The organism is Streptomyces sp. NPDC057010, assembly GCF_042673805.1.
Classification (GTDB): domain Bacteria; phylum Actinomycetota; class Actinomycetes; order Streptomycetales; family Streptomycetaceae; genus Streptomyces.
Genome location: NZ_JBHUSC010000043.1, coordinates 36280 through 61868, shown reverse-complemented (window position 1 = coordinate 61868; position 25589 = coordinate 36280). Strand labels below are relative to the sequence as shown.

Below are 25589 nucleotides of genomic sequence, written 5' to 3'. Positions count from 1 at the left end.
GCCCGCCTCCACCTCGACGCCCTCGGCGTCAAGCTCACCACCCTGCGTCCCGAGCAGGCCGACTACATCGGCGTCAAGGTCGAGGGCCCGTACAAGCCGGACCACTACCGCTACTGACCGGACCGGCCGCCGCACCGGCCGAACCGCCGACCGAACGGATTTCGCCACCGGCTCTCGAACTTCGCTCGAGAGCCGGTGGAAACCCCATGGCCGGGTATCCCGGGGAATGCCACGATCGGATGTCCGTGCCGAGGGCGAGCAGTACTCCCACCACCCGCAGATGAGGATGTCCCATGAACCCCAATCCGGCCGGTAGCCCCCAGCAGTACCCCGCCGGCGGCCCGAGTCCCTACGCGGCCCCGCCCGGCTCCTACGCACAGCCCCAGCCCGGCGGCTACGCCCAGCCCGGGGCGCCCGCGCCGGCGACGGCCGAGCGCGGCAAGGTGGCCACCGTCCTCCTCCTGGTCTCCACGGTCCTCGTGGGCCTGATGGCCGGTCTGTTCTTCGCCTTCGACGTCTCGGTGATGCCGGGTCTGGCCGCGGGCGACGAGCGGACCTACGTCACCGCGATGCAGAACTTCAACTCGGCGATCGACGGTAACGGCCTCTTCGGCATGGCGTTCGTCCTCGCCCTGCTGGCTTCCGTCGCCTCGGCGATCGTCGAGTTCCGCAAGGGCCGCCGGGGCGTCGCCATCTGGGTCGGCGCCGCCGCCATCGCCTACTTCATCGTCCTGATGATCACCTTCTCCGTGAACATCCCGCTCAACAACGAGCTGGCCGACGCGGGCGACGCGGCCAAGCTGACCAATTTCGACATCGTCGAGAAGTTCAAGGGCACCTGGGTCTCCACCAACATCGTCCGCACCCTGCTGTGCACGGTGGCCCTGACCGCCCTCTCCCGCGCCCTGGTCCTCTACGGCCGCGCCACCCGCTGACCGCGGTCCCGCGCCACGAGACGGAGTCCCCCGGCCGCCCCGGCCGGGGGACTCTCGTACGTCGTCAGCCCAGCCCGCCGTTCAGGTACAGGGCCCAGCCCAGGAAGCCGACCGCGGCAGTGCACAGCAGCGTGCGCCACACGTTGGCGCGGGTCCAGGGGCCCTCGAAGGCGCGGCGGACGGCGGCCGGGTCGCTGATGCGGGCGACCGGGCCGGCCTTCTCCAGGGCGTTGTTCAGCGGGATGTTCACCTTGTTGGTGAGGCCCATCGACAGGATGTAGCAGACCAGGGCCGCGATCACCGGCGGCAGCACGTCACGGCCGTCGGACGGAACGTGCAGGGCCACCGCCAGCGCCGTGAACAGGAACGCGCCGATGTAGCCGAGCACGAACCAGCCGTTCAGGATGGCCTTGTTGACGTTCTGCATGACCTCGATGACCGTACGGTCGTCGGTGCGCTTCAGACCCGGCATCACGGAGACGGAGAAGCCGTAGAACAGGCCGCTGACCAGACCCATCGTGACCGTGGCGGCGATGAGCGAGGCCAGGCGTGCGGTCTCCATCGTGTGTCCCCCTGCTCGTCCGTCCTCGGAGCTTCTCGGTCATCGATTCTTCGGGAACGGGTCATCGAATCGTCAAGTCATGGCGACTATACGGGCGGGGGTGCGCCGCGTCGCCCCGTAATCGAGCGGTCCTCCAGCACGTCTTGAGCGGCGCGGCGCGGGCCGGTGTCGCCCGCCGCTCCTCCCGTTTGGCAGCCTGTCCCCCGGACCACAGAGGGGAGTCACCGTGCTCACGGCACTTGAAGGCGCATACGGAGACCGGGAGGACGCCGTCGCGATCGCCGGCCGCACCTCCTCCTACGAGGAACTGCTCGGCGCGGCCCGGGCGGTCGCCGCCGACGTCGCCGGGCTCCCGGCCTTCGCGGTGACGGCCACCGCCTCTCTGGAGACCGTCGCCGCCGTGGTCGGCGGACTGCTGGCCGCAGTGCCCTGCGTACCGCTGCCGCCCGACGCCGGCCCCGCCGAGCGGGAGCACATCCTGCGCGACTCCGGCGCGCGGCTCGTCGAAGCCGACTTCGCGCGGCGCTCCGCCTGGACCGGGCCCGCCGCGGCGCCCGAGGACCCCGCGCTGATCCTGTACACCTCCGGGACCACCGGCGCGCCCAAGGGCGTGGTGCTGAGCGGCGCGGCGATCACCGCCGACCTGGACGCGCTCGCCGGGGCCTGGCAGTGGACCGCCGAGGACACGCTGGTGCACGGGCTGCCGCTGTTCCACGTGCACGGGCTGGTGCTCGGCGTCCTCGGGGCGCTGCGCACCGGCAGCCGCCTCGTGCACACCGGGCGGCCGACGCCCGCGGCCTACGCCGGGGCCGGCGGCAGCCTGTACTTCGGGGTGCCGACCGTGTGGTCCCGTATCGCCGCCGAACCGGGAGCGGCGGCCGCGCTGTCCGGGGCCCGGCTGCTGGTGTCGGGCAGCGCGGCCCTGCCCGCGCCCGTCTTCCGGGACCTGGAGGGCCTGACCGGGCTGCGGCCCGTGGAGCGGTACGGGATGACGGAGACGCTGATCACCATCAGCGGCCGGGCGGGCGGCGAGGTCCGCCCCGGCACGGTCGGCACCCCGCTGCCCGGCATCCGCACCCGCATCGCGGCCGAGCCGGGCGCCGAGATCGGGGAACTCCAGCTCACCGGGCCGACGTTGTTCTCCGGGTACCTGGGCCGGCCGGAGGCCACGGCGGCCGCGTACACCGAGGACGGCTGGTTCCGTACGGGCGACATCGCGGCCGTCGACGAGACGGACGGCGTCCACCGGATCGTCGGGCGCGCCTCCATCGACATGATCAAGTCGGGCGGCTACCGGATCGGCGCGGGCGAGATCGAGAACGCGCTCCTCGACCACCCGAAGGTGAGCGAGGCCGCCGTCGTGGGCGTCCCGGACGCGGATCTGGGGCAGCGGATCGTCGCCTTCGTCGTCGCCGAGGGGGTCACGGGCGAGGAGCTCACCGACTTCGTCGCCGCGCACCTGTCGGTGCACAAGCGGCCGCGCGAGGTCCGCTTCGTCGCGTCCGTGCCGCGCAACGCCATGGGCAAGCCGCAGAAGAAGCTGCTGCTGACGGAGGGCCGGTCCGAGGGGCGCGGCTGAGCCTCGGGGGATCCGCCCGGCCCGCGCACGGACGAGGCGGCGTACACCGACGCCGGGTCGGGGTACGCCGCCTTCCAGGGGGCGGGTTGCAGGCGGTGGCCCGCGCGGTCACGGCGGCTACTTCGGGTCGCCGTTGAACTTCGAGGCCGACCAGAAGTAGCCGAGCACCGCGAGCCCCACGCACCAGGCGACCGCGAGCCACCCGTTGTGGCCGATCTCGCTGCCGAGCAGCAGCCCGCGCAGGGTCTCGATGGCGGGCGTGAACGGCTGGTACTCGGCGATCGGCTGGAACCAGCCCGGCATCGCGTCGACCGGGACGAACGCGCTGGACAGGAGCGGCAGCAGGATCATCGGCATCGCGTTGTTGCTGGCGGCCTCGGCGTTCGGGCTGATCAGGCCCATCCCGACGGCGATCCAGGTGAGCGCCAGGGCGAAGAGCACCAGCAGTCCGAACGCCGCCAGCCACTCCAGGGCCGTGGCGTCCGTGGACCGGAAGCCGATGGCCACGGCGACGGCGCCCACGAGGACCACGCTCATGACGCACTGCAGCACGCTGCCGATGACGTGCCCGATGAGGACCGAGCCGCGGTGGATCGCCATCGTGCGGAAGCGGGCGATGATGCCCTCGGTCATGTCGTTGGAGACGGACACCGCGGTGCCGATCGTGGTGCTGCCGATGGTCATCAGCAGGAGGCCCGGCACGAGGTAGGCGATGTAGTCGGAGCGGTCCGCGCCGCCGCCGATGCCCGCGCTCATCACGTCGCCGAAGACGTAGACGAAGAGCAGCAGCAGCATCACCGGGGTGAGCAGCAGGTTCAGGGTGAGGGAGGGGTAGCGCCGCGCGTGCAGGAGGTTGCGCCGCAGCATCGTGGACGAGTCGCGCAGGGCGAGGGAGAGGGAGCTCATCGGACGGCCTCCTTGGCCTGGGTGGGCTGCGTGGGGACGCCGGCGCCGGCGCCGGTCAGGGCGAAGAAGACGTCGTCGAGGTCGGGGGTGTGCACGGTCAGTTCGTCGGCCTCGACGCCGGCGGAGTCCAGCCGGTCGAGGAGGGAGCGCAGCTCGCGCTGGCTGCCGTCGCTGGGGACCTGCAGGGCCAGCGCCTCGTCGTCCCGGGTGACCTCGCCGAGTGCGGCCGCGGCGGCCCGGTAGGCGGACGGGTCGGAGAAGCGGAGCCGGACGTGGCCGCCGGGGATGAGCCGCTTGAGCTCCTCGGCGGTGCCCTCGGCGGCGATCCTGCCGTCGTTGAGCACGGCGATGCGGTCGGCGAGCTGGTCGGCCTCTTCCAGGTACTGGGTGGTGAGGAAGACGGTGACGCCGTCGGAGACGAGCTCGCGGATGATCTGCCACATGTTGTGGCGGGAGCGGGGGTCGAGGCCGGTGGTCGGTTCGTCGAGGAAGATGATCCGCGGGTCGCCGATCAGGGTCATGGCGATGTCGAGGCGGCGCTTCATGCCGCCGGAGTAGGTGGAGGCGGGCTTCTTCGCGGCTTCGGTGAGGTCGAAGCGCTCCAGCAGCTCGGCGGTGACCCGCCGGCCCTCGCGCTTGGACAGGTGGTGCAGGTCCGCCATGAGGAGCATGTTCTCCTCGCCGGTGATCAGGCCGTCGACCGCGGAGAACTGCCCGGTGACGCCGATCGCGGCGCGGACCGCCTGCGGGTCGGCGACGAGGTCGTGGCCGCCGACCCGGATCCCGCCGGAGGCGGGGTCGGGGGAGATGAGGGTGGAGAGGATCTTGACGGCGGTGGTCTTGCCGGCGCCGTTCGGGCCGAGGAGGGAGAAGATCGTTCCTTCCGGGACGACCAGGTCGATGCCATCGAGCACGACCTTGTCGCCGTAGGACTTGCGCAGCCCGTTCGCCGCGATGGCCGGGTTGGTCATGGTGGGTGTTCCTTAGGGGAGTTGGGGGTTGGGGGTCAGAGGGTGCGGGCGGTGATGTTGCCGTAGGCGGTGGTGGCCTGGATGGCGAGGTCGGGGGTGCCGTTGGTGTTCTGGAGTGCGTTGTGGATGCGGCCGTATCCGGTGCCGGCGTCGAGGGAGGCGGAGACGCCGCGGGCGGCGCCGATGGTGATCTCACCGTGTTCGGTACGCAGTTCGACGGTCCCGGCCGTGGCTTCGGTGATGTGGAGATCGCCCTTCTGGGTGGTGATCCGGGCGGGTCCGCCGAGGCGGCCGAGGGTGATGTCACCGGCCTGGAGGGTGAGGGTGGCGGCGGCGGTCTCGTCGAGCTTGACGGTGCCGTGTGCGCCTTCGAAGGTGACGTCGCCGAGTCGGCCCACGCCGCGGAACTCGCTGCTGGCGGCCTTGGCCTGGACGCGGGAGCCGGCCGGCAGCTGGACGGTGACCTCGACGGCACCGGAGTTGCCCAGGATCCGGTTCTTCGCGGGGGCGGCCTCGATCCGCAGGAGCCCGTCGGTGTAGGCGATCTGGATGTGCTCGGCGGCCTTGACGTCGCGGCTCTTGGAGGGGTCCGCGGGCAGGACCTCGACGGTGGTGTCGGCGCGGTCGGCGGCGATGAAGCGGATACGGCCGGCCGGGATGTCGAGGACGGCGGCGATCGGGGCGGGGGTCTCGAACTTCTGCATGACGGCTCTCCTTGATTCGGCTTGCTGCCGGGGTGTTTCCGACGAGAGAAACGCTACGTTGCCTTCAAGGATCCATCAACGACTTCGTTGCATGTGACTGGTATTTATGCAGGTCAAAGCCATGAAATCATTGCAATGGTCGTCACGGTTAACGCAACGAGAGCCTTCTTCGCGTTGCAATGAATTGGAAGTGAACGCTATGCTGGAGGCATCAAGCAGAGCGAAGGAGACCGCAATGCCGGGAGGCAGGCTCACCCAGCAGGAACGCCAGCAGATCGCACTGGGGCTGGCCGACGGCCTCGCCTATGCGGAGATCGCCAGGCGTCTCGACCGCCCGACCTCGACGATCACGCGTGAGGTGATGCGCAACGGCGGCCCGACCGCCTACCGCGCCGAGCTGGCCCACCGGGCCACCGAACACCGCGCGCACCGGCGCAAGCCGGCCGCTCCCCAGGGGGCACAGGCACCCGCGCAGCCGCATGGGCGCGACCCCGAGATCGTGCGCGAGTACGAGGAGATGTTCACCACCGTCCTCATACAGGCGGGCACGCCGAAGATGATGGCCCGGGTGCTGACCTGCCTCTACACCACCGACGAGGGCAGCCTCAGCGCGGCCGAACTCGTCCAGCGCCTCCATGTCAGCCCGGCGTCCATCTCCAAGGCCGTCACGTTCCTGGAGGGCCAGGGCCTCGTCCGCCGCGAACGCGACGAACGCCGCCGCGAGCGCTACATCGTCGACGACGACGTCTGGTACCAGTCCATGATCGCCAGCGCCCGCGGCACCGCCCACCTCGGCGAGGCCGCACGGCAGGGCGTCACCATCCTCGGCCCCGGCACCCCGGCCGCCACGCGCCTGGAGAACATCGCCCGCTTCGTCGACTTCGTCAGCGAGAGCATCACCCGCGCCGCGGAACAGGCCCGCGAACTCCTCCACTCGAAACCCGCCACGCCGCCGCCGGGCCCCACCGAGCCGCCTTCGGGTCGCGGATAGCGGAGGGGGGCGGGGCCGTCAGCGGGTGGGGCGGATCAGGTGGTGGGACAGGAGTTCCAGGGCTTCGGCCACCTCGGGGAGGTGTTGGGCCTCCGATTCGCCCAGGGCTCGGGCGAGGGCCGCCTCGACCTTGGAGGAGCCGGCGGCCCGTACGGCGGCCACGCGCGCGGAGGCCGCGGGGGCCTGGCGGACCAGTGTGCGGCGGCGGTCGGCGGGGTCGGGTGCCGTCTCCACCGAGCCGGCCTCCTTCAGACGGGCGACGGCGCCCGAGACCTGACTCTGCGGCAGGCCCGTGCGCTGGGCGGTCTCGCCCACGGTGGTGTCCGGGTGCGCGGCGATGTCCCCCGCCACGATGACCACGGAGCGGGTGCTGCCGGCGTACTGGCCGGAGCCGCCCGGGGGTTCGGGCAGGGCCTCTTCGCCGAGCTTCATCAGGGCCCGGCCCAGCAGGAACAGTTCGATGCCATCCACCCGGCCACGGTACATCAGCGCCGATGCATCTCTGGAGATATATCTTTCTTGATGTATCCGTTTCGATGGGTTAGGCTGATCGCAGAGCAGCGGACGAAGGGTCCGCGCAGTCGTACGAAGCCGCACGAAGGAGTCGCCATGTCCCGTCTCACCGTCCCCGGCGCCACGCTGCACTACGAACTCCAGGGCACCGGCCCGCTGTTGCTGATCGCGCAGAGCGGCGAGGGCGACGCGGACCGCAGCGTGGACCTGGTCCCGCACCTCACCGGCGACTACACCGTCCTCACCTACGACCGGCGCGGCCTCTCGCGCAGCCGGGCGGCCGAGCCCGGACGGACCGCGACGCTCGCCGAGCACGCCGAGGACGTCCACCACCTGCTGGCCGCCGTCACCGACGAGCCGGTCCTGATGCTCGGCTGCAGCCTGGGCGCGGTCATAGGACTCCACCTGGCCGCCCGGCACCCGCAGCAGGTCGCCACGCTGGTCGCCCACGAGCCCGTCGCCCCGAGGCTGCTGCCCGCGGCCGACCGCGCCCACCACGAGGCGGAGCTCGCCGGGCTCCAGGACACCTACCGCACGGGCGGACTCGACGCCGCCTTCCCGGAGATGGCCCGGGTGCTGGGCATCGACCTCTCCCGGAGGGACGTCGAGCCGGGACTGACCCCCCAGCCGCTGGACGAGCGGCGGCGGGCCAACTTCGACTACTTCATCACGCACGACTTCTCCGCGGTCATCCAGGACACCCTCGACCCGGCCGAGCTCACCCGCACCACGACCCGGATCCTCCCGGCCCTGGGCGCGGCCACCCCGACGACCGTCTTCGACCACCAGTGCGCCGTCGCCCTGGCGGACCTGCTGGACACCCGAATACGCACGTTCCCGGGCGGGCACAACGGCAACACCACCCACCCCGCGGCCTACGCGGCCACCCTGCGCGCGGTGCTGGCGGCCGAGGTCGCGGGCTGACCCTCCTGGGCGGCGCCTCAGCGGCCAGTGCCGCCGAGGAGCGAGATCTCCTCCTGCACCGCGGCCAGTTCTCCCCCGCGGTCCATGACGAGGAGCTGCTCGCGGTAGCCGTTCAGTGCGGCGGCGAGCAGTGGGGCCCGCTCGGGCTCCACCGCGTACATGCGGCGCGCGGCCGCGACGGACTCGGCCCGCAGGGCCAGGGCTATCGCGGGCCGGTGGGCGAACTCCTTGCTGTAGTCGTACAGCGCCTTCGTCAGCAGGGGCAGGTGCGCGAGCGGGCTCACCTGGACGAGGACGCGGTGGGCGGCGACCCGCTGCCGGGCCGGCAGTGTCCCCGATCCGAGGAGGGCCACTCGGGCTCGGAGTACCGCGTCGTGGTTGATCTGCGCCGTGTGATTCATGACGGTGATTCTGAAAGCCGCACAGGTACCCAAACAAGGGCATTCGCCTGTGCCGTTCGTCCTACGAAAACACCCTCTGACCTGTCATGATGGATACGTCTTCACCCCTGTGCCCCCCGCCGGCGGGTCAGGCGGAGGCGCCGCTGTCCACGGCGGCGGTGTTCCCGAAGACCTTCACGGCCTGGTAGTAGGTCCAGGCGGTCGAGTCGCACGAGGTCTTCTTCACACCCGAGTAGGCGGAGCAGACGCGCTTGAGGTCGGAGTAGAAGGCGTCGTCGAGCCGCGGCTTGTTCGCGCTGAACGTGCCGGCCGCCTTGTAGTTGCGGTAGCCGAAGTCGTGCCGGGCACAGGCCGTCTGGAACGGGAAGCCGAACGGGTTGTCCGGAGAGGTCGTGCAGTAGTCGGTCGACCAGTCGAAGCCGTACGCCGACCAGTTGCCCTGGTTGCCGCGCGCCGACAGCCAGGCGTTGTAGCTGGCCGCGCTCGTCTGCGTCCAACTGCTCAGCACCTGCGGCTTGTCGGCCGGGGCGGCCGAGGCCGGGGTGGCTATGGCGACGATCGCGGCGGCGGAAGCGGCGATGACGGTGGCGAGACGACGGCGCATCAGAGTCCTCCAACGAGAGGGGCGCCGGGATCTTCCCGGCGCCGACGTGCCTCAGAGTGGGAGGGGCGGATATCGCGGATCTCCGCCGCACCTATACGGGACCTCTCGCGGTCAGCGCCCGAGGCCGTCCGGTGCGTGCCAGGAGGCGGCCGAGTGGAAGGCCGGCCGGCTCCAGGGGGCCCGCGCCGGAGCCGGGGCCGGCTCCGCGGGCGCGGCCCCGGACTCGCGCAGCCGGGACAGCAGCACGGCGGTCAGCGCCGCGAGCTCCGCCGGGTCCGGGGTGCCCCGCAGGACGGAGATCAGCGGCTCGGTCGAGTTGACCGCAGGGCCGGCCGCGGCATCGGGCGCCGCCGTACCGGCCGGGGGCGGGGACGTCAGTGTGTTCAAGGGAGCCTCCTAGGTGGGGGAGTTGCCGTGCTTGCGGGACGGCAGCGAGGTCTGCTTGGTCCGCAGCATCGCCAGGGACCGGATCAGCACCGCCCGGGTCTCGGCCGGGTCGATCACGTCGTCGACCAGGCCGCGCTCGGCGGCGTAGTACGGATGCATCAGCTGCTCGCGGTACTCCTCGATCAGCCGCAGCCGGGCCGCCTCCGGGTCCTGCGCCGCCGCGATCTCCCGGCGGAACACCACGTTGGCCGCACCCTCCGCGCCCATCACCGCGATCTCGTTCGTCGGCCACGCGAACGACAGGTCGGCGCCGATGGAACGGGAGTCCATGACGATGTACGCGCCGCCGTACGCCTTGCGCAGGATCAGCTGGACGCGCGGAACGGTCGCGTCGCAGTACGCGTACAGCAGCTTCGCGCCGTGCCGGATGATCCCGCCGTGCTCCTGGTCCGCCCCCGGCAGGAAGCCGGGCACGTCCAGCAGCGTCACCAGCGGAATGCTGAACGCGTCGCAGGTCCGTACGAACCGGGCCGCCTTCTCCGACGCGTTGATGTCGAGCACGCCCGCGAGGTGCGCGGGCTGGTTGGCGACGATCCCGACCGTGTGCCCGTCGAGCCTGGCCAGCGCGCACACCACGTTCTGCGCCCACTGGGCGTGTATCTCCGTCCAGTCCCCGTCGTCCACGATCTCCGCGATGACGTCGCGGATGTCGTACGACCGGGCCGGGTCGGCGGGTACGAGGCCGGCGAGGGCCTCCGTACGCCGGTTCGCGGGGTCGTTCGTCCACTCGCGGGGCGCCAGCTCCCGGTTGTTGGCCGGAAGCAGCGACAGCAGATGCCGTACCTCCAGGAGGCAGGACTCCTCGTCGTCGTGGACGAAAGCTGCCACGCCCGTCGTGCCTCCGTGCACGTCCGCCCCGCCCAGCCCGTCCTGGCTGATCTCCTCGCCCGTCACCGCCCGCACCACGTCCGGTCCGGTGATGAACATCTGGGAGATCCCGCGCACCATGAAGACGAAGTCGGTGAGCGCCGGGGAGTACGCCGCCCCGCCCGCGCACGGGCCGAGCATCACGCTGATCTGCGGAACCACCCCCGACATGCGGACGTTGCGGCGGAAGATGCCGCCGTATCCGGCCAGCGCGGTGACCCCCTCCTGGATGCGTGCACCCGCCCCGTCGCACAGGGCCACCAGCGGGGCGCCGGCCGCCTCGGCCAGGTCCATCACCTTGTGGATCTTCTCGGCGTGGGCCTCCCCGAGCGCCCCGCCGAAGATCCGGAAGTCGTGGGCGTAGGCGAAGACCGTCCGCCCCTCCACGGTGCCCCAGCCGGTCACCACCCCGTCGGTGTAGGGGCGTTTGTGCTCCAGGCCGAAACCCGTCGCCCGGTGCACCCGCAGGGGCTCCACCTCGCAGAACGAGTCCTTGTCGAAGAGCAGGTCCAGCCGCTCGCGCGCGGTGAGTTTGCCGCGGGCATGTTGCCGCTCGGTCGCCGCCGGGTCCGTGCCGTCCGCCGCCCGCCGGTGCCGGTCGTGCAGTTCGGCGGTCCGCGTGGCAAGGTCCGGCCTCGGGGGCGGCTCGAGGACCGGTGGAGCGGCGGTCGAGGCGTCGATGACGGTCATGCGGCTGCTCCCGATGTCCGGAGGGGGATGCACGTCATCGGCCAGTAATAGGCCCGCGACCTCTACTTCTTCTACGCGCGGGGCCTCCGCCGGACCAAGCGGAACGAATTCCACCGCTGACAGTCTTCTGCCAGGGCAAGAGCCTGACAATCCATTCCCCTGGTGAGCGCCTGACCCGCACGGCAAGAATCCTGTCAGCGGAACGGAAGGCGGAAACAGCCTCCGGACTCGGCTCGCTGATTAATGCGGATATCGAAGTCGAATGGCAGTTGTGGGGGAGCAGGAAATGACAGCCAATTTGTTCAAGACGGCGTTTGTAGCGGTTGCCGCGGTGCTCGCGCTCGGTACTTCACCGGTGCTCGGCACGGTCCTGGCGGGGCAGGCCGGCGGCGTGGGTACGCCCCCGGACCCGACGTGGGACTCCGTGGTCGCCGCACCGCCGACGGACCCCACCTGGGACCTGCCGCCGCGGCCGCTTCAGGCCTGACGAATTGCGGTTACAGCCGGTAATAACGGAACGCCCTTTGCCGAGTGTGCGCTCGGATGAAGGGCGTTCCGTTATTACCGGCCGGTTCATGTTACGCTCGCCGCGCTGTTGGGCTTCGATGATCAGGCATGGTTAATCGGCGGGCCGGGGGGACGTGTGCTTGAACCGATCGGAATGAGTGCTGAGGCCACCGAGTTGTACCGTACGTTGCTGCTGAACTCCTGTGGCACCGTCGAGGATCTGGTGGACCACTTACACTGGCCGATCGCCAAGGTGCGCGCCGCCCTGGACGAATGCGTGCGGCTCAGCCTCATCAGACCCTCCTGGGAGACCCCCGGCCGGCTGCGCGCCATCAGTCCCGACCTCGGGCTGCAGGCCCTGCTCGCCCAGCACGAGGCCGATCTGCTGTCGCGGCAGCGGCAAATGGCCGAAACCCGGGTGGAAGTCGCCCGCCTCATAGAGGAATTCGCCGTCTCCCGGCAGCAGCGCCGGCACAGCGAAGTCGAACGCATCGAGGGCATCGACCGGATCCGCGACCGCATCGAGGAAATATCGATGGCCTGCCGCAAGAGCCTGCTCACCTTCGCCCCGGGCGGCGGCCAGTCCCAGGCCGCCCGCCGCTCCAGCCGGCCGCTCGGCGCGAGCCTCATCGAGCGGGGTGTGTCCATGCGCACCGTCTACCTCGACAGCATCTACAACGACCCGCCGTCGGTGGAGCACGCCCGCTGGCTCGTCGAGCAGGGCAACGAGGTGCGTACGGTCGCCTCCTTACCCACCCGGATGATCATCTTCGACGGCGAGGTGGTCATCCTGCCCCTGGACCCGGAGGATTCCGGGGCCGGCGCCCTCCTCTTCCGGGGCCCCGGCATCCTCTCCAGCCTCGGCGAGCTCTTCCACCTCGTGTGGGAGAAGGCCGTCCCCATCAGCACGGGCCCGCGCCGGCGCGCCAGCAGCGCCGACTCCGAGGAGCTCAGCAGCCAGGAGAGGGCCGTCCTGCGGCTGCTCGGCGAGGGCCTCACCGACGAGGTCGTCGCCCGCAAGCTCGGGGTCTCCGTGCGCACCGGCCGCCGGATCACCGCCGAACTGATGGGCCGCCTCGGCGCCAAGAGCCGTTTTCAGGCGGGCATGAGCGCCGCCAAACTCGGCTGGCTCGACGAGCCGGGACCCGCCTCCGACGGCGACGGCGACGGCGGGGACCTGCGGGAGATCCTCGTATAGAGACGCGATAGCAACGACGCTCAGGATCGCTCCAGCGAACGGATCGGGAGTCGAACGGCTCCGTCCGAACACCTTCCGAGGGAGCCGAGAATGAGCAACGTCGTGAGCGAGCTGGCCGCCGAGCGCAAGCAGGAGATCAAGGAGATCGTCTGCGACATCCTCGAGATCGACGAGGACGAGGTCACCGAGGTCAGCCTGTTCAAGGAGGACCACGACGCGGACTCGCTCCGCGCGATCGAGATCCTCGCCGCCCTCGAGCGGACCCAGCACGTCACCATCGACCAGGCCGAGCTGGCCCGCATGGTCAACCTCGTCGGCGTCTACGCCGTCGTCTCCGAGGCCCTCGCCGCCTGATTCGGCACCGCGACCACCGCGTGCAGCGGACGGCGGTGCCGGCCCCGGCGCCGCCCCGAGACAGCCAGAGGGTGAGCCATGAGCACAGTTCAGCCAAGTCCGGGCGTCGCCCCGCGCCGGGTGGTCGTCACCGGGCTCGGCGTGGTGACCAGTATCGGCATCGGCATCGAGGCGTTCGCCGAAGGCCTGCGGGAAGGGCGCGGCGGAGTCAAGCCGATCACCGCCTTCGACACCGAGGGATTCGCGTACGCGAACGCCTGCGAGGTCGTCGACTTCGATCCGGCGCAGTGGATCCACCGCGTCGATCCCGAGGACCTCGGCCGGGCCAGCCAGTTCTCGGTGGCCGCCGCGCGGATGGCCGTCTCGGACGCGGGCCTGACCGTCGAGGACATCAGGGCCCGCCGGTCCCTCGTCTCCGTCGGCACCACCGACGGCGAGTCCCGCGACCTCGACCAGCTCGTCGAGGGCAGCCTCGGCAGCGGCCCCGACGGCTACGACCCGGTGGTCGCCGCCCGCATCCCCGCGGGCCGGCTGTCCTCCGGCATCGTCCGCGAGTTCGCACTGGAGGACGTCGAGGCCGTCTCCATCCCCACCGCCTGCGCCGCCGGCAACTACGCGGTCGGCTACGGGTACGACGCCCTGCGCAGCGGGGACGTGGACATCGCCCTGGTCGGCGGCGCCGACGCGCTGTGCCGCAAGACCTTCACCGGCTTCTACCGGCTCGGCACCATAGCCCCCGAGGTCTGCCAGCCGTTCGACAAGGACCGCAAGGGCATCCTGACCGGCGAGGGCTCCGGCATCCTCGTCCTGGAGAGCCTGGAGTCGGCGCTCGCCCGCGGCGCCCGCATCTACGCCGAGGTCCTCGGCTACGGCCTGGCGTGCGACGCGCTCCACCCCGTCGCCCCCGACCGCGACAGCATCGCCCGCACCATCGCGATCGCCCACCGCAACGCGGGCGTGAGCCCCGACCAGATCGACTTCGTCTCCGCGCACGGCACCGGCACCAACGCCAACGACATCACCGAGGCCGGCGCCATCCGGCAGGTCTTCGGCGCCGAGGCGATGCCCCGCACCGTGTCCATCAAGTCGATGATCGGCCACAGCATGGGCGCGGCGAGCGCCGTCGCCCTCGCGGCCTGCTCGATCGCGCTCACCGAGGGCTTCATCCCGCCGACGATCAACCACGTCGAGACGGACCCCGAGTGCGGTGTGGACTGCGTGCCCAACCACGCGGTCGAGGCCGACCTGGACATCGTCCAGAACAACGCCCTCGCCTTCGGCGGCAACAACGCCGTCGTGATCCTCGCGAAGTACCGCCCCGAGCGCCGCACCGGCGGCGTCCGCACCGGGGAGCTGAGCGCCGTATGAGCTGGATCGTCACCGGAATGGGCGCCGTCGCCAGCATCGGCGGCTCCGTGGAGGAGATCTACGACTCGCTCGTCGCCGGCCGCAGCGGCCTCGCCCCGCTGCGCGGCTACGACCCCACCCGGTTCCGCGCGCAGGTCGCCTACGAGATAGACGACCGGCCCGCCCCCGGCGTGGACGAGCCGCTGCGCGCCACCCGCTGGCTGGAGCAGGCGGTGGCCGCGGCCGTCGCCGACGCCGGCCTCGGCGAGGACCTCTCGGGGATCCCCGTCCTCATCGGCACCACCCTGCGCGAACTGCGCTCGGTCGAGCTGTCCTGGCGCGACGGGGCCCCCTTCGACTCCCGCGACCTGCACTTCGGCACGATGCTGCGGGAGCGCTTCAACGCCGCCGACACGCACACCGTCGCCAACGCCTGCTCCGCCTCGCTGTACGCCCTCGGGCTGGGCGCCGACCTGCTCGACCTCGGCGCCGCCGACACCGTGGTGGTGGCGGGGGTCGACACCATCTCGGAGTCCACCTACGGGCTGCTCGACCGCTGCTACCCCGAAGCGCCGGACCGGGTCCGCCCCTTCGACAAGGAGCGGCGCGGCATGCTCCAGGGCGAGGGCGCGGTGGCCGTCGTCCTGCGCCGCGAGGCGGACGGGCCCGGGCCCGCCGGGCGCGCCCACGTCCGGGTGCGTTCCGTCGCCGTCAACTGCGACGCCCACCACCCCTCCGCGCCGGAGGCCAAGAACATCGCCTCCGCCGTCCGCGACGCCCACCGCCGGGCCGGGATCGCCCCCGCCGACATCGACCTGCTGATGCTGCACGGCACGGGCACCCCGCTCAACGACGAGGCCGAACTGGACGCGCTGGGCTCGGTGTTCGCGGGCGTCAGCCCCTCCCCGTACATGACCGCCATCAAGTGCATGACGGGCCACACCGCCGGCGCCTCCGGGCTGCACAGCCTGGTCGCGGCCGTCGACGTCATGCGCCGGGGCAGCGTCCCGCCGATCCTCGGGCTCGACGACCCGGTCGACTCGGTGGGCGACTTCCGGATGGTCCGCGGCAACGCCGCCGTGCGCCCGGACGAGCCGATGCGGCTGGCCCAGATCAACTCGTTCGGCTTCGGCGGACTGAACGCCGTCGCCGTCGTCGAGAGCCTCGAAGGAGGTCTGCTGTGAGCGGGACCGCCACCGTACGGACGGTCGTCACCGGGCTCGGCATCGCCCTGGACGGCCCCGCCACGCCCGCGGACCTGCTCGCGGCGCGGCCCCCGGCCGGGGAACCGGGTGCGGGCGGCGACCCCGTCGCCCGGCTCAAGGGCCGCGGCCTGCGCTACAAGGACCGCGCGACCAAGCTCGGCATGGTGGCGGCCCGCGAGGCCCTCGCCGAGGCCGCGCTGATCGCCGCCGACGGCTCCCCCACGGTGCCCGGCTCCTCCGTCGGCTGCGTGGTCAGCACCAACTACGGCAACGTGGACACGGTCTGCGAGACGGTCGCCACGATCGCGCGCGACACCTACGTCGCCACCAGCCCGATGATGCTGCCCGCCACCTCCAGCAACGTCGTCGCCTCCTGGATCGCCATCACCCACGGGCTGCGCGGCGCCAACCTGACCCTGTGCAACGGATCGACCTCCGGACTGGACGCCGTCCACTGGGCCCGGCTGCTCATCGCCGCCGGCCGGGTGGAGCGGGCGCTGGTCGTGGGCGTCGAGCCGGACAACCCCGCCGTACGCCACCTGCTCCCCGAGCAGAGCGTGTTCTTCGACGGGGCCGCCGCCCTGGTCCTGGAGTCCGCGGCGTCCGCCGAGGCGCGCGGGGTGCACCCGCTCGCCGAGATCGGCCCGTACGCGCGGCGCGCCACGCACGCCGCGGCCGTGGCCGGCGTACGGGAGCGGGACCCGAGGGAGATCGGGCTGTGGTGCGTACCGCAGCACCCCGAGGGCATCAAGGCACCCGCGCCGGCGCTCGGCAACGGCGTCGGGGGAGCCCCCGTGCACGACCTGTCGGACCTGCTCGGGCCGTCCTCCGGGGCGCTGGGCGTGCTCCAGGCGGTGGCCGCGACCGCGTGGCTGTCGGGCGCCGGCGCCGGAGCGCGCGTCGTGCTCGCCACGGCCGGCACCGGGGACGCGGGCGGCGACGACGCGGCGGCCGCGCTGGTGGTCGCGCCCGTGACGACGCACCGAGGAAACGTTCCTGCCGGGCCTGCCGAGCCTGCCGAGCCTGCCGAGCCTGCCGGCGCCGGCGAGACCGCCGGGACCGTGCGATGACCGGAGCCCCCGGGGTCCGGCTGCGCCGGGCCGCCGGCCGGCCCGTCGCAGACGGCGCCCCCCTGCGGGTGCTGACCCTGCACGGCCTGGCCGGCACCACCGAGGTCTGGCGCCGGTTCAACGCCCTCGCCCACCCCTCCCTGGAGATCTGGGAGGCCGAACTGCCCTGGGCGGCCTCCGCCGTCGGCACGCACGGCTGGAGCCACCACCCCGACCCCGTGCCCTGGGTCCGCGAGGCCCTCGCGGCGGTGCCGGGCGGCCCCGACGTTGTCATCGCCCACTCCTTCGCGGCCAACGCCACGCTGGAACTGCTGGCCGCCGCCGAGCCCGGCACCGGCCCGGACAAGGCCGTCCTGGTCGCGCCCTTCCACCGCCGGGACCCCGCCGACTTCGACTTCGAGACGGCCCAGTACTACCTCAACGGCTTCCACCGGATCCTCGACGAAGGCCTGCGGATCAGCTCCGACGGCCGGCTGCCCGAGGACCTGCGCGAGCTGATGGCCCTGCGCATGCGCGAGCGCATCGGCCCGTACGGCTGGATGCGCTTCTTCGACTCCTACCTGCGCAGCCCCTTCGTGGACACCTCCGCCCTCGCCCGGCCCGTCCTCGTCATCGCCGGGGAGCACGACTTCGCGGCGCCGCCCGGCGACGCCCGCGGCCTCGCCGGGGCCCTGCCCGACGCCGGCGTCCACGTCTTCGGGGACAGCGGCCACTTCCCGATGGCCGAACAGCCCGAGCTGTTCGCCGAGGCCGTCAACGCCTTCATCACCGGCGGGCCGGCCCCCGCACGCCGCCCCGCCCCCGCCCTCGCCCTTGCCCAGACCCCATTCCGCCCGCACCGGAGCTGACGTGACCGAGACCCTGACCCTGTCGACCCCGTCCACCCTGGAGATCCGCCCCCGCTACGAGGGCTCCAACATCTGCACCTGGATCGGCTTCAAGCACGTCAACTACCTGGTCGAGGAAGCCGTACTGAACCACCTGCGGCAGTCCGGCCTGCTGCCCGGCACCGTCTACGAGACCTACGGGCTGTGCACCGACATCGTCGACATCGACACCCGCATCCTGCACGCCTTCCACATCGACGACGTCGCCGTCGCCGAGGTCAAGCCGCACCGCAAGGCCAAGGACGGCGAGATCCTCCTCGCGGTCACCCTGCACGTGCAGCGCGAGACCCTCCTCAAGGCCGTCACCTCCACCGTCCGCGTCCAGCTGCGCTTCGACCCGCGCGGCGGCGGCGAACTGCCCGCCACCGAGGCCCTCGCCCCGTACGCCGTGGAGAAGCTGCACGCCGCCCCGGCCTGGAAGAGCGAGGTCCCCGAGGTCAACCTCGACGCCGACGACCTCACGAAGGAGCTCACGGCCGGCCGCAACGCCTTCGCCTGGAAGTTCCGCATCCCCTACTGGTACTGCCACTTCACCGAGCGCATCCAGATGTCCGGCTACCTGCGCCTGATGGAGGAGGCCAAGGACCAGCTCGTCGCCTCCCGCGGCGTCTCCATCAAGACCCTGCTGGACGAGCAGAACTGGATCCCCGTCGTCCCGCACTCGCGGATCACCGTCCTCGACGAGGCGCGGATGGAGGAGGACCTGTACGTCGTCATCACCGTCGAGAACGTCTTCAAGGGCTTCACGTACGACTCCCGCATGGACACCTACGTGGTCCGCGACGGCGAGCTGCTGCACACGGCCACCGGCCAGATCACCCACGGCTACGCGGTCATCGAGAACCGCGCCGACTGGAGCCTGGTCCCCTTCGACGACCGCATGAACGCGGCGCTGGAGGGCAAGCAGGCATGACCGAGGAGGTCGTGGTCACCGGGCTCGGCGCCGTCACCTGCCACGGCGGGGGTACGGCTGCCCTGTGGCGGGCCATGACGGCGGCCGGGACCCGCCTGCCGGACCGGCCGGCGGACCCGCTCGCCGAGATGGACCTGCCGCTGGTGAACCTGGTCCCCGACCCCGACCTCACGGCGGCCCGGGCCACCCGGTTCGCCGTCAGGGCGGCCCGTGAGGCGCTCGCCGAGGCACGGCTCGCGGTGTCCCCCCACACCCGCACCGCCGTCGTCGTCGGCAGCTGCATGGGCGAGCCCGGCATGAACGAGCGCGGCCGGGGCGACGGCGGCTGGACCCCGCCGTTCCGGCTGGCCGCCGCCGTCGCCGAGGAACTGGGCGTCATCGGCGCCGCGCACGACGTGGCCACCGCCTGCTCGGCCGGAGGCTACGCGCTCGGCATGGCCGTGGACATGGTCCGCTCCGGCGAGGCCGACGTCGTGCTGGCCGGCGGCTCCGACGCGTACTCCAGGGTCGCGCTCGGCTGCTTCAACCGGCTCGGCGCCGTCGACCCGGTGCGCTGCCGCCCGTTCGAGAAGGCGCGGGCGGGCACCGTCTTCGCCGAGGGCGCGGGGATGCTCGTCGTCGAGTCCCTCTCCCACGCCCGCAAGCGGGCCGCGGGCCGCGGGGGCCCCCGGCCGCTGCGGCTGTCCGGCGTCGGCTGGAGCTGCGACGCGGGCCACCCCACCGCCCCGCACGCCGACGGGGAGCAGATCGTCCGCGCGATGCGCGAGGCGGTCGGCGGGGAGGCCGGCGCGCACGGCATCGGCTGCGTCATCCCGCACGGCACCGGCACCCGCCTCAACGACGAGGTGGAGAGCCGCGCCCTGCACCACCTGCTGGGCCGCCGCGTCCGCGAGGTGCCGCTCTACAGCCTCAAGGCGCTCCTCGGCCACACCGGCGGGGCCTCCGCCGCCCTGGGCGCCGTCGCCGCCGCCCTGGTGCTCCGGCACGGCCGGGTCCCCCGCAACATCCGCCTGGAGCGGCAGGACCCGGAGTGCGCGGTGTGGCTGCCGCAGGACCAGCCGGTGCGGCTGCCCGAGGACCGCCGCCGGGTGCTCGTCAACGCGTACGGGTTCGGCGGCAGCAACTCCTCGCTCGTACTCGAGGACCTCGAGCGGGCGACGCGCAAGGAAGGAGCGGCGGCATGACGTCCGACACCACCGACGCGACACCCGCCCTCGCCGTCACCGGCGCCTCGGTGGTCCTGCCGCCGTCCCCCGCCGGCGCCGAGGGCGCCGGCGACGGGCCGCCGGACGACTGGTTCGACTACCGCAGCCGGCTCGGGCCGCGCGGCTACAAGTACCTGCCCGCCGCCGCCCAGTACCTGCTGGCCGCGGCCCGCGAGGCGGCCGCCGGCGGCAGCGGCCTCGACGCGGTCGCCGAGGACCGGCGGGGCTCCGTACTCGCCCTGAACGGGGCGCTCGCCGGACTCTTCGACCGGATGGACCGCCAGGTGGCGCTGGAGGGCGGCGCGGCCGGCCTCTCCCCGGCCACCGCCCCCTACTTCGCGGTGAGCGTGCTCGGTGCCCGCCTCGCCGCCGAGCACGGCCTCAAGGGCTTCGCGCTGACCCTGGCCTCCCCGGGCACCGCCGCCCTGGAGGCCGTCGAGGCGGGCGCCCGCGCGCTGTACGCGGGCCGCTGCGACTCCCTGTTCATCGGCGCGGCCGAGCACCGCCTGCCCAAGGCCGCGGGCGAGCCCGGGGAGCAGGGCGCCGTCGCCCTGGTCCTGGAGCGGCGGGCCGCCGCCGAGGCGCGCGGGGCCCGGGTGCTCGGCACCTGCCGGGCCGGCTCGCTGTTCGTCCCGCCGCGCACCCTGGAGACGGAGGCCGGCCGGGCCCGGCTGACCGCCCTCGTCGGCTCCACCCTGGACCGGCTGCTCGACGGCTGGGCCCCCGAGGCGCCCGAAGTGCACTACGTACTCGACGACTCGGCGGTCGCCGCCCAGGTCCGGGCCGCCGTCGACGCCGCGATGCGCCGGCCGGCGGCCGGGGCCGTACCGCTCGGCGCGGGCGCCCTGACCGCCGCCGTCCGCCTCGCCCACCTGCTGACCGGACCGCCCGGCGACCGCCTCCTGGTCACCGCCGGCGCCCGCGGCCACGTGGCGCTCGCCCTGCTGCGCGCCCGCCCGAACCCGCCCCACCCACGGGAGAAGAACTGATGCTGAAGTCACTAGAAGGCAGCTGGTGCGTGGTCCTCGGCGCCTCCAGCGGCATCGGCCGGGCCGTCGCCCTGGGCCTCGCGAGCGAGGGCGTCAACGTCTTCGGCGTCCACTTCGACACCGCCGCCCGCCAGGCCGAGGTGGACCGGCTGGTCCAGGACATCGCCGCGCAGGGCGTCGAGGTGCACTTCCACAACGCCAACGCCGCCAACCGCACCGCCCGCGCGGGACTCGTCGCCGCCGTCAGGGAGCTGACCGCCGACACCGGCGGCGTGCGGATCCTCGTCCACTCCCTCGCCTTCGGCACCCTGGTGCCGTTCCTGCCGCGCGAGGGCTGGGACAAGCCGATCAGCCACCGCCAGCTGGAGATGACCCTCGACGTCATGGCGCACAGCCTCGTCTACTGGACCCAGGACCTGGCCGCCGCCGGACTGCTGCGCTCCGGCTCCAAGGTCTACGCGATGACCAGCGCCGGCACCTCGCAGGCCCTGCCCAGCTACGGCGCGGTCTCCGCCGCCAAGGTCGCGCTGGAGGCCCACGTACGCCAGCTCGCCTGCGAACTCGCCCCCCGGGGCGTCGCGGTGAACGCCATCCGGGCCGGGGTCACCGTCACCCCCGCCCTGGAGCGCATCCCCGAACACGCCGTGTACGTGGCCCGGGCGGCGCAGAACAACCCGCACGGCCGGCTGACCCGCCCCGAGGACGTGGCCGACGCGGTCGCGCTGCTCTCCCGTACCGAGTCCTCCTGGATCAGCGGCAACACCATCGGCGTGGACGGTGCCGAACTCCACGCCGCCGCCGGGGCCTGGGGCTCCGCCACCCCCGTGAGGAGCGAGTCATGACTTCCCCCACCGCCACCCTTGTCATCTCGGGCTGGTCGGCCGCGTCCCCCTACGGCCTGGGCGCCGAGCCGTTCGCCGCGGGCCTGGCCGCCGCCGAGCCCGCCACCACCGAGCTGACCGCCGACGACCCGGCCTCCGGCCCCTACGACCGCGCGGGCACGGTCCCCGGCTTCGACATCCGCGAGGCCCTCGGCCGCAAGGGCACCCGCTCCATGGACCGCGCCACCGCCCTGGCCGTCACCACCGCCGGCATGCTGCTCGACTCGGCGGGCGCGGGCCTGGCCCAGGACCGCCCCGACGACATCGGCATGGTGCTCGGCACCGGCCACGGCAGCATCCAGTCGATCATGGAGTTCACGCGGTCCTCGCTCACCGCCGAGAAGCCCTTCCACGTGGACCCCGCGCTCTTCCCCAACACGGTGATGAACCGCGCCGCCGGGCAGAGCGCCATCTGGCACAAGCTGCGCGGCCCCAACACCACCGTCTCCGGCGGCGCGCTCACCGGGCTCCTCGCCCTCAACTACGCCTCCCGGCTGCTGCGCCAGGGCCACTGCGAGGCCGTACTGGCCGGAGCCGTCGAGGAGTTCTCCGCCGAACGCGCCTGGCTGGAGTACCACAGCCGCAAACCGCACCGCCCGGCCGGCCCGCTCGGCGAGGGCTGCGCCCTCTTCCTCGTCGAGTCCCTCGCCCGCGCCGGCCGCTACGGCCGCCCGGTCCTGGCCACCCTGCGCTCCGCCCGCTTCACCGCCTTCAGCGAGCCCGACCGCGTCGGCCAGGCCCTGACCCGGGCCGTCGCCGAGGCGCTCAAGGAGGCCGACGTACGGCCCGAGGACATCGGCGTGCTCGTGCCCTCCGACTGCGGGGGCGTCCTCGGCGGCCGCGAGGAGGCCGCCCTCGGCGACGTCTTCGACCGCACCGGCGCCCGCGCGGTGCGCCTGCGCCGCCTCATCGGCGACGCCTCCGCGGCCTCCGCCGCCTTCCAGCTGGCCGCCGCCGTCTCCGCCGCCCGCCCGGGCGAGCTCGCCCTCGTCACCTCCGTCGACCCCGACGGCCAGACCGGAGCCACCGTCCTCCAGGCGGGGGAGCGCAGTTGACCTGGGCCCTGGCGTCCACCCGGCTCGCCCGGCCGGGCCGGGTCACCTCCGCGGCCGCCCTCACGGCCGCGCGGCGGCGCTCCTACCAGGTGCGCCGGCTGCTCTTCCACGTCACAGCCACCCCCCATCGTGTCCACACCCCGGCCGCGGCGGACGGTCCGCACAGTGCGCCCCGTGCCCACGGCCACCGCAACCACGAATGGATATCCGCCATGTCCCAGACCAGTTCCCTCGCCGCCCCCGCCCTCGACAAGGAGGAGCTGCGCCGGCTCGTCGCCGACGTCCTCGACCTGGACGCGGCCGAGGTCACCGACGACGCGCACTTCGTCGACGACCTGGAGGTCGACTCCCTGATGGCGCTCGAGATCACCGTGAGCCTGGAGCGCGAGTACAGCGTCAAGATGTCCGAGGCCGAGATCACCGGCATCACCTCGCTCCAGGGCACCTACGAGCTGCTCAGCGCGAAGCTGACCGAGGCGGCCGCCGCATGAGCCCGGCGACGGCCCTCGGGGACGTCCTGGAACTCGTCTCCGCCGACGAGAACGGCGCCGTGACGGCCTTCACCGCCGACCCGGCCGACCCCGTACTCGCAGGCCACTACCCGGGGTTCCCCGTGCAGCCCGGCGTGTACCTGCTGGAGGCCGCCGACCGCACCGCCCGGCTCTGGGCCCACGGCGCCCCGCTCGACCTGGTCGCCATGGACCGCTGCCGCTTCCACCGGCCGGTCTTCCCCGGCGACCGGGTCACCACCACCGTCACCGTCGGCCCCGTCAAGGGCGCCGCCTCCCCGGAGGAACTCGACGTACGGGCCAAGGCCGTCTCCGGCACCGGCCCCGTCGCCGACCTCCGGCTCCGCTATCGCCGCGCCGAAAGCGAGGGACAGCAGTGATCCCGCACGACCCCGGCCTCCACCGGATCAAGAACACGATGCCGCACCGCGCGCCGATCCTGCTGATCGACCGCGTCGCCGAGATCGTCCCCGGCGAGCGCATCACCACCTACAAGGCGGTCTCCGCCAACGAGCCCTGCTACGGACGCCTCGGCCAGGACGCCCGGCCCGAGGAGTACGCCTACCCGACCGCCTTCGTCGTCGAGTCCTGGGCGCAGTCCGCGGTCCTGCTCTCCGTCTGGGACGCCCCCAACCCCGACGTGCTCGCGGGCAAGGTGGAGCTGGCCGGCTCCATCAACGGCGCCGAGTTCTCCGGCCGCGCCTACCCGGGCCAGCTCATCGAGCACGAGGTGCGCCTGGTCAAACAGGCCGGCGACACCGCGATCCTGGCAGGCGAGTCCTTCGTGGACGGCCGGCAGATCCTGTCCGTCGCCAGCTTCGTCGTCGCCCTGCGCGACGTCACCGAACTGCGCCCGCAGCCCGAAGGGGTCCCGGCATGAGCGACAGCCCGAATCCGAACGAGGGCAAGGTCGCCCTGGTCACCGGCGGATCGCGCGGCATCGGCCGCGCCGTCGTCACCCGCCTCGCCCGCGACGGCTACGACGTCGCCTTCTGCTACCGCTCGGACGACGAGGCCGCCGCCCTGGCCGAGAAGGACGTACGGGAGTCGGGCCGCCGGGTCCTGTCGCGCCGCGTGGACGTCGCCGACCGCAGCCAGGTCCAGGCGTTCGTCGACGCCGCCGAGGACGAGCTGGGACCGGTGTGGGCCGCCGTCACCTCCGCCGGCATCACCCGGGACAAGCCCCTGGTGCTGATGCCCGACGAGGAGTGGGACGCGGTCATCCGCACCAACCTCGACGGCACCTACAACCTGGCCCGCTCCGTCGTCTTCCCGATGATCAAGCGGGGCGGCGGCTCCGTCGTCACCCTCTCCTCGGTGGCCGGGGTCGCCGGCAACGCGGGGCAGACCAACTACGCGGCGTCCAAGGCCGGCATCATCGGCTTCACCCGCTCCCTCGCCAAGGAGGCGGGCCGCTACGGCATCCGCGCCAACGCGGTCGCCCCCGGCTTCATCGACACCGACATGACCTCCGTCCTGCCGGAGAAGACCGGCAAGGAGATGAAGAAGCGCATCGCGCTGGGCCGCTTCGGCTCCCCCGAGGACGTCGCCGCGACCGTCTCCTTCCTCGTCTCCGAGCAGGCCGGCTACGTCACCGGCCAGGTCTTCCAGGTGGACGGCGGGATATCCCTGTGAGCAGGCGACCCCGCCGGCGGCCGCGCTTCTACTTCTCGCTGCGCAGCCCCTACTCGTGGCTCGCCTACCGGGAACTCCTGGACCGCCACCCGGAGGTCGCGGCCCGGCTCGAATGGGCGCCGTTCTTCGAGCCCGACGAGCTGAGCCTGAAGATGCTCCACGCGGCGGGCGGGGAGTTCCCCTACACCCCGATGTCCAAAGCCAAGCACCGCTACATCCTGCAGGACGTGCGCCGCCTCGCCGACGAACGCGGCCTCGTCTTCCGCTGGCCCGTCGACCGCGACCCGGTGTGGGAGGTGCCGCACCTGGGCTACCTCGCCGCCGAACGGCACGGCAAGGGAGCCGAGTTCATCGCCCTCGCCGCCCGCGCCCGCTGGCAGGGCGGCCTGGACATCTGCGACCCCGAGGTGATCGGCTCCTTCGCCGCCCGGCTCGGCCTCGACCGCGACGAGCTGGCCGGGGCCTCGGACGACCCGGAGCTGCGCGAGGCCGGCGTGCGCGCCCTGCTGGACGTGCACCGCGACGGGGTGTTCGGAGTGCCCTTCTTCACCGACCACTACGACAAGTACTGGGGACTGGACCGGCTCCCGGCCTTCGTCGCCGCCCTCGCGGCGCACGACGATCCGGCCCGGCCCCCCGCCCAGGAGACCGCCCCGGCCCCTCCCCGGGACCAGGGGCACCCGCACGGCCGCTCCGTCGACGACGGCCATGCGGGAGGCTGCGGCTGACGCGCACACGTC

At 72.8% G+C, this 25589-nt stretch carries 31 protein-coding genes; 22 read left to right on the top strand and 9 right to left on the bottom strand.

Annotated elements, in window-relative coordinates:
• The coding region (locus tag ACFTXQ_RS28060; RefSeq protein WP_382645612.1) for an adenosylhomocysteinase at positions 1-117 on the top strand (117 nt) is incomplete at its 5' end.
• Between the two features lie 176 nt (positions 118-293).
• Positions 294-935 carry an anthrone oxygenase family protein gene (locus ACFTXQ_RS28055; RefSeq protein ID WP_382645607.1) on the top strand — a complete coding sequence of 214 codons (642 nt, stop codon included), beginning with the start codon at positions 294-296 and terminating at the stop codon, positions 933-935.
• A gap of 64 nt (positions 936-999) precedes the next feature.
• On the opposite strand, the gene ACFTXQ_RS28050 is transcribed toward ACFTXQ_RS28055, so the two are convergent.
• Positions 1000-1497, bottom strand: coding sequence for a DUF1772 domain-containing protein (locus ACFTXQ_RS28050; RefSeq protein ID WP_382645604.1), 498 nt, complete (start codon positions 1495-1497; stop codon positions 1000-1002).
• A gap of 226 nt (positions 1498-1723) precedes the next feature.
• On the opposite strand from ACFTXQ_RS28050, the gene ACFTXQ_RS28045 reads away from it, so the two are divergent.
• The gene (locus ACFTXQ_RS28045) at positions 1724-3076 is read left to right on the top strand and encodes an acyl-CoA synthetase (RefSeq protein ID WP_382645601.1); all 1353 of its coding nucleotides are present in this window, start codon (positions 1724-1726) and stop codon (positions 3074-3076) included.
• 117 nt (positions 3077-3193) lie between these two features.
• Here ACFTXQ_RS28045 and ACFTXQ_RS28040 read toward each other — a convergent pair whose 3' ends face one another.
• From ACFTXQ_RS28040 to ACFTXQ_RS28030, 3 genes are read right to left on the bottom strand one after another with little or no spacing between them, the layout of a single operon-like run.
• Entirely contained in the window at positions 3194-3982 is a 789-nt protein-coding gene (locus ACFTXQ_RS28040; protein WP_382645598.1) for an ABC transporter permease, read from the bottom strand.
• Complete coding sequence (locus ACFTXQ_RS28035; protein WP_382645595.1) at positions 3979-4953, bottom strand: ATP-binding cassette domain-containing protein; 975 nt, start codon at positions 4951-4953, stop codon at positions 3979-3981. Before ACFTXQ_RS28035 ends, ACFTXQ_RS28040 begins: the two co-directional genes overlap by 4 nt.
• Before the next feature lie 35 nt (positions 4954-4988).
• Entirely contained in the window at positions 4989-5657 is a 669-nt protein-coding gene (locus tag ACFTXQ_RS28030) for a DUF4097 family beta strand repeat-containing protein (protein WP_382645593.1), read from the bottom strand.
• A gap of 235 nt (positions 5658-5892) precedes the next feature.
• On the opposite strand from ACFTXQ_RS28030, the gene ACFTXQ_RS28025 reads away from it, so the two are divergent.
• On the top strand, positions 5893-6648 hold the full coding sequence (locus ACFTXQ_RS28025) for a helix-turn-helix domain-containing protein (protein WP_382645590.1): 756 nt from the start codon (positions 5893-5895) through the stop codon (positions 6646-6648).
• Positions 6649-6666: 18 nt separating this feature from the next.
• Here ACFTXQ_RS28025 and ACFTXQ_RS28020 read toward each other — a convergent pair whose 3' ends face one another.
• The gene (locus tag ACFTXQ_RS28020; protein ID WP_382645610.1) at positions 6667-7080 is read right to left on the bottom strand and encodes a MarR family transcriptional regulator; all 414 of its coding nucleotides are present in this window, start codon (positions 7078-7080) and stop codon (positions 6667-6669) included.
• A 177-nt stretch (positions 7081-7257) separates the two neighbouring features.
• Between ACFTXQ_RS28020 and ACFTXQ_RS28015 the strand changes: the two genes are divergently transcribed.
• The gene (locus ACFTXQ_RS28015; RefSeq protein ID WP_382645588.1) at positions 7258-8085 is read left to right on the top strand and encodes an alpha/beta fold hydrolase; all 828 of its coding nucleotides are present in this window, start codon (positions 7258-7260) and stop codon (positions 8083-8085) included.
• A gap of 17 nt (positions 8086-8102) precedes the next feature.
• Here the strand turns inward: ACFTXQ_RS28015 and ACFTXQ_RS28010 are convergent, their stop codons facing one another.
• The 4 genes from ACFTXQ_RS28010 to ACFTXQ_RS27995 all read right to left on the bottom strand — a co-directional run bounded on the left by ACFTXQ_RS28010 (position 8103) and on the right by ACFTXQ_RS27995 (position 11094).
• A complete protein-coding gene (locus tag ACFTXQ_RS28010; RefSeq protein WP_382645585.1) occupies positions 8103-8486 on the bottom strand; it encodes a hypothetical protein in 384 nt (127 codons plus the stop codon).
• A 127-nt stretch (positions 8487-8613) separates the two neighbouring features.
• Positions 8614-9090: a phospholipase gene (locus ACFTXQ_RS28005; RefSeq protein WP_382645582.1), complete on the bottom strand. Its 477-nt coding sequence runs from the start codon at positions 9088-9090 to the stop codon at positions 8614-8616.
• Between the two features lie 111 nt (positions 9091-9201).
• Complete coding sequence (locus tag ACFTXQ_RS28000; RefSeq protein ID WP_382645579.1) at positions 9202-9477, bottom strand: acyl-CoA carboxylase subunit epsilon; 276 nt, start codon at positions 9475-9477, stop codon at positions 9202-9204.
• A gap of 9 nt (positions 9478-9486) precedes the next feature.
• On the bottom strand, positions 9487-11094 hold the full coding sequence (locus ACFTXQ_RS27995; protein WP_382645576.1) for an acyl-CoA carboxylase subunit beta: 1608 nt from the start codon (positions 11092-11094) through the stop codon (positions 9487-9489).
• Between the two features lie 286 nt (positions 11095-11380).
• Here ACFTXQ_RS27995 and ACFTXQ_RS27990 point away from each other — a divergent pair, with 286 nt between their 5' ends.
• From ACFTXQ_RS27990 to ACFTXQ_RS27910, 17 genes are all read left to right on the top strand, one after another.
• Positions 11381-11581 carry a hypothetical protein gene (locus ACFTXQ_RS27990; protein ID WP_382645573.1) on the top strand — a complete coding sequence of 67 codons (201 nt, stop codon included), beginning with the start codon at positions 11381-11383 and terminating at the stop codon, positions 11579-11581.
• 174 nt (positions 11582-11755) lie between these two features.
• Positions 11756-12799: a LuxR C-terminal-related transcriptional regulator gene (locus ACFTXQ_RS27985; RefSeq protein ID WP_382645570.1), complete on the top strand. Its 1044-nt coding sequence runs from the start codon at positions 11756-11758 to the stop codon at positions 12797-12799.
• A 90-nt stretch (positions 12800-12889) separates the two neighbouring features.
• A complete protein-coding gene (locus ACFTXQ_RS27980) occupies positions 12890-13153 on the top strand; it encodes an acyl carrier protein (RefSeq protein ID WP_382645567.1) in 264 nt (87 codons plus the stop codon).
• Between the two features lie 78 nt (positions 13154-13231).
• Positions 13232-14521: a beta-ketoacyl-[acyl-carrier-protein] synthase family protein gene (locus ACFTXQ_RS27975; RefSeq protein WP_382645564.1), complete on the top strand. Its 1290-nt coding sequence runs from the start codon at positions 13232-13234 to the stop codon at positions 14519-14521.
• Positions 14518-15684 (top strand): beta-ketoacyl synthase N-terminal-like domain-containing protein, encoded by a 1167-nt coding sequence (locus tag ACFTXQ_RS27970; RefSeq protein WP_382645562.1) that lies wholly within the window; start codon positions 14518-14520, stop codon positions 15682-15684. Before ACFTXQ_RS27975 ends, ACFTXQ_RS27970 begins: the two co-directional genes overlap by 4 nt.
• Complete coding sequence (locus tag ACFTXQ_RS27965) at positions 15681-16775, top strand: beta-ketoacyl synthase N-terminal-like domain-containing protein (protein ID WP_382645560.1); 1095 nt, start codon at positions 15681-15683, stop codon at positions 16773-16775. The genes ACFTXQ_RS27970 and ACFTXQ_RS27965 overlap by 4 nt, the downstream gene beginning before the upstream one ends.
• On the top strand, positions 16772-17623 hold the full coding sequence (locus ACFTXQ_RS27960) for an alpha/beta fold hydrolase (protein WP_382645555.1): 852 nt from the start codon (positions 16772-16774) through the stop codon (positions 17621-17623). The genes ACFTXQ_RS27965 and ACFTXQ_RS27960 overlap by 4 nt, the downstream gene beginning before the upstream one ends.
• A 1-nt stretch (position 17624) precedes the next feature.
• Positions 17625-18575, top strand: a complete 951-nt coding sequence (locus ACFTXQ_RS27955; RefSeq protein WP_382645552.1) for an acyl-CoA thioesterase — start codon at positions 17625-17627, stop codon at positions 18573-18575.
• Positions 18572-19759 carry a beta-ketoacyl synthase N-terminal-like domain-containing protein gene (locus ACFTXQ_RS27950; protein ID WP_382645549.1) on the top strand — a complete coding sequence of 396 codons (1188 nt, stop codon included), beginning with the start codon at positions 18572-18574 and terminating at the stop codon, positions 19757-19759. The genes ACFTXQ_RS27955 and ACFTXQ_RS27950 overlap by 4 nt, the downstream gene beginning before the upstream one ends.
• Complete coding sequence (locus ACFTXQ_RS27945) at positions 19756-20769, top strand: beta-ketoacyl synthase N-terminal-like domain-containing protein (protein ID WP_382645547.1); 1014 nt, start codon at positions 19756-19758, stop codon at positions 20767-20769. Before ACFTXQ_RS27950 ends, ACFTXQ_RS27945 begins: the two co-directional genes overlap by 4 nt.
• A complete protein-coding gene (locus ACFTXQ_RS27940; RefSeq protein ID WP_382645544.1) occupies positions 20769-21611 on the top strand; it encodes an SDR family oxidoreductase in 843 nt (280 codons plus the stop codon). Before ACFTXQ_RS27945 ends, ACFTXQ_RS27940 begins: the two co-directional genes overlap by 1 nt.
• Positions 21608-22705 (top strand): beta-ketoacyl synthase N-terminal-like domain-containing protein, encoded by a 1098-nt coding sequence (locus tag ACFTXQ_RS27935; RefSeq protein ID WP_382645541.1) that lies wholly within the window; start codon positions 21608-21610, stop codon positions 22703-22705. Before ACFTXQ_RS27940 ends, ACFTXQ_RS27935 begins: the two co-directional genes overlap by 4 nt.
• Positions 22702-23196, top strand: coding sequence for an acyl carrier protein (locus ACFTXQ_RS27930; protein WP_382645539.1), 495 nt, complete (start codon positions 22702-22704; stop codon positions 23194-23196). The genes ACFTXQ_RS27935 and ACFTXQ_RS27930 overlap by 4 nt, the downstream gene beginning before the upstream one ends.
• On the top strand, positions 23193-23594 hold the full coding sequence (locus ACFTXQ_RS27925) for a 3-hydroxyacyl-ACP dehydratase FabZ family protein (protein WP_382645537.1): 402 nt from the start codon (positions 23193-23195) through the stop codon (positions 23592-23594). Before ACFTXQ_RS27930 ends, ACFTXQ_RS27925 begins: the two co-directional genes overlap by 4 nt.
• Positions 23591-24094 (top strand): 3-hydroxyacyl-ACP dehydratase FabZ family protein, encoded by a 504-nt coding sequence (locus tag ACFTXQ_RS27920; RefSeq protein WP_382645534.1) that lies wholly within the window; start codon positions 23591-23593, stop codon positions 24092-24094. Before ACFTXQ_RS27925 ends, ACFTXQ_RS27920 begins: the two co-directional genes overlap by 4 nt.
• Positions 24091-24849, top strand: coding sequence for a 3-oxoacyl-[acyl-carrier-protein] reductase (fabG, locus tag ACFTXQ_RS27915; protein WP_382645531.1), 759 nt, complete (start codon positions 24091-24093; stop codon positions 24847-24849). Before ACFTXQ_RS27920 ends, fabG begins: the two co-directional genes overlap by 4 nt.
• The gene (locus ACFTXQ_RS27910; RefSeq protein ID WP_382645528.1) at positions 24846-25577 is read left to right on the top strand and encodes a 2-hydroxychromene-2-carboxylate isomerase; all 732 of its coding nucleotides are present in this window, start codon (positions 24846-24848) and stop codon (positions 25575-25577) included. Before fabG ends, ACFTXQ_RS27910 begins: the two co-directional genes overlap by 4 nt.
• Positions 25578-25589: the final 12 nt, after the last annotated feature.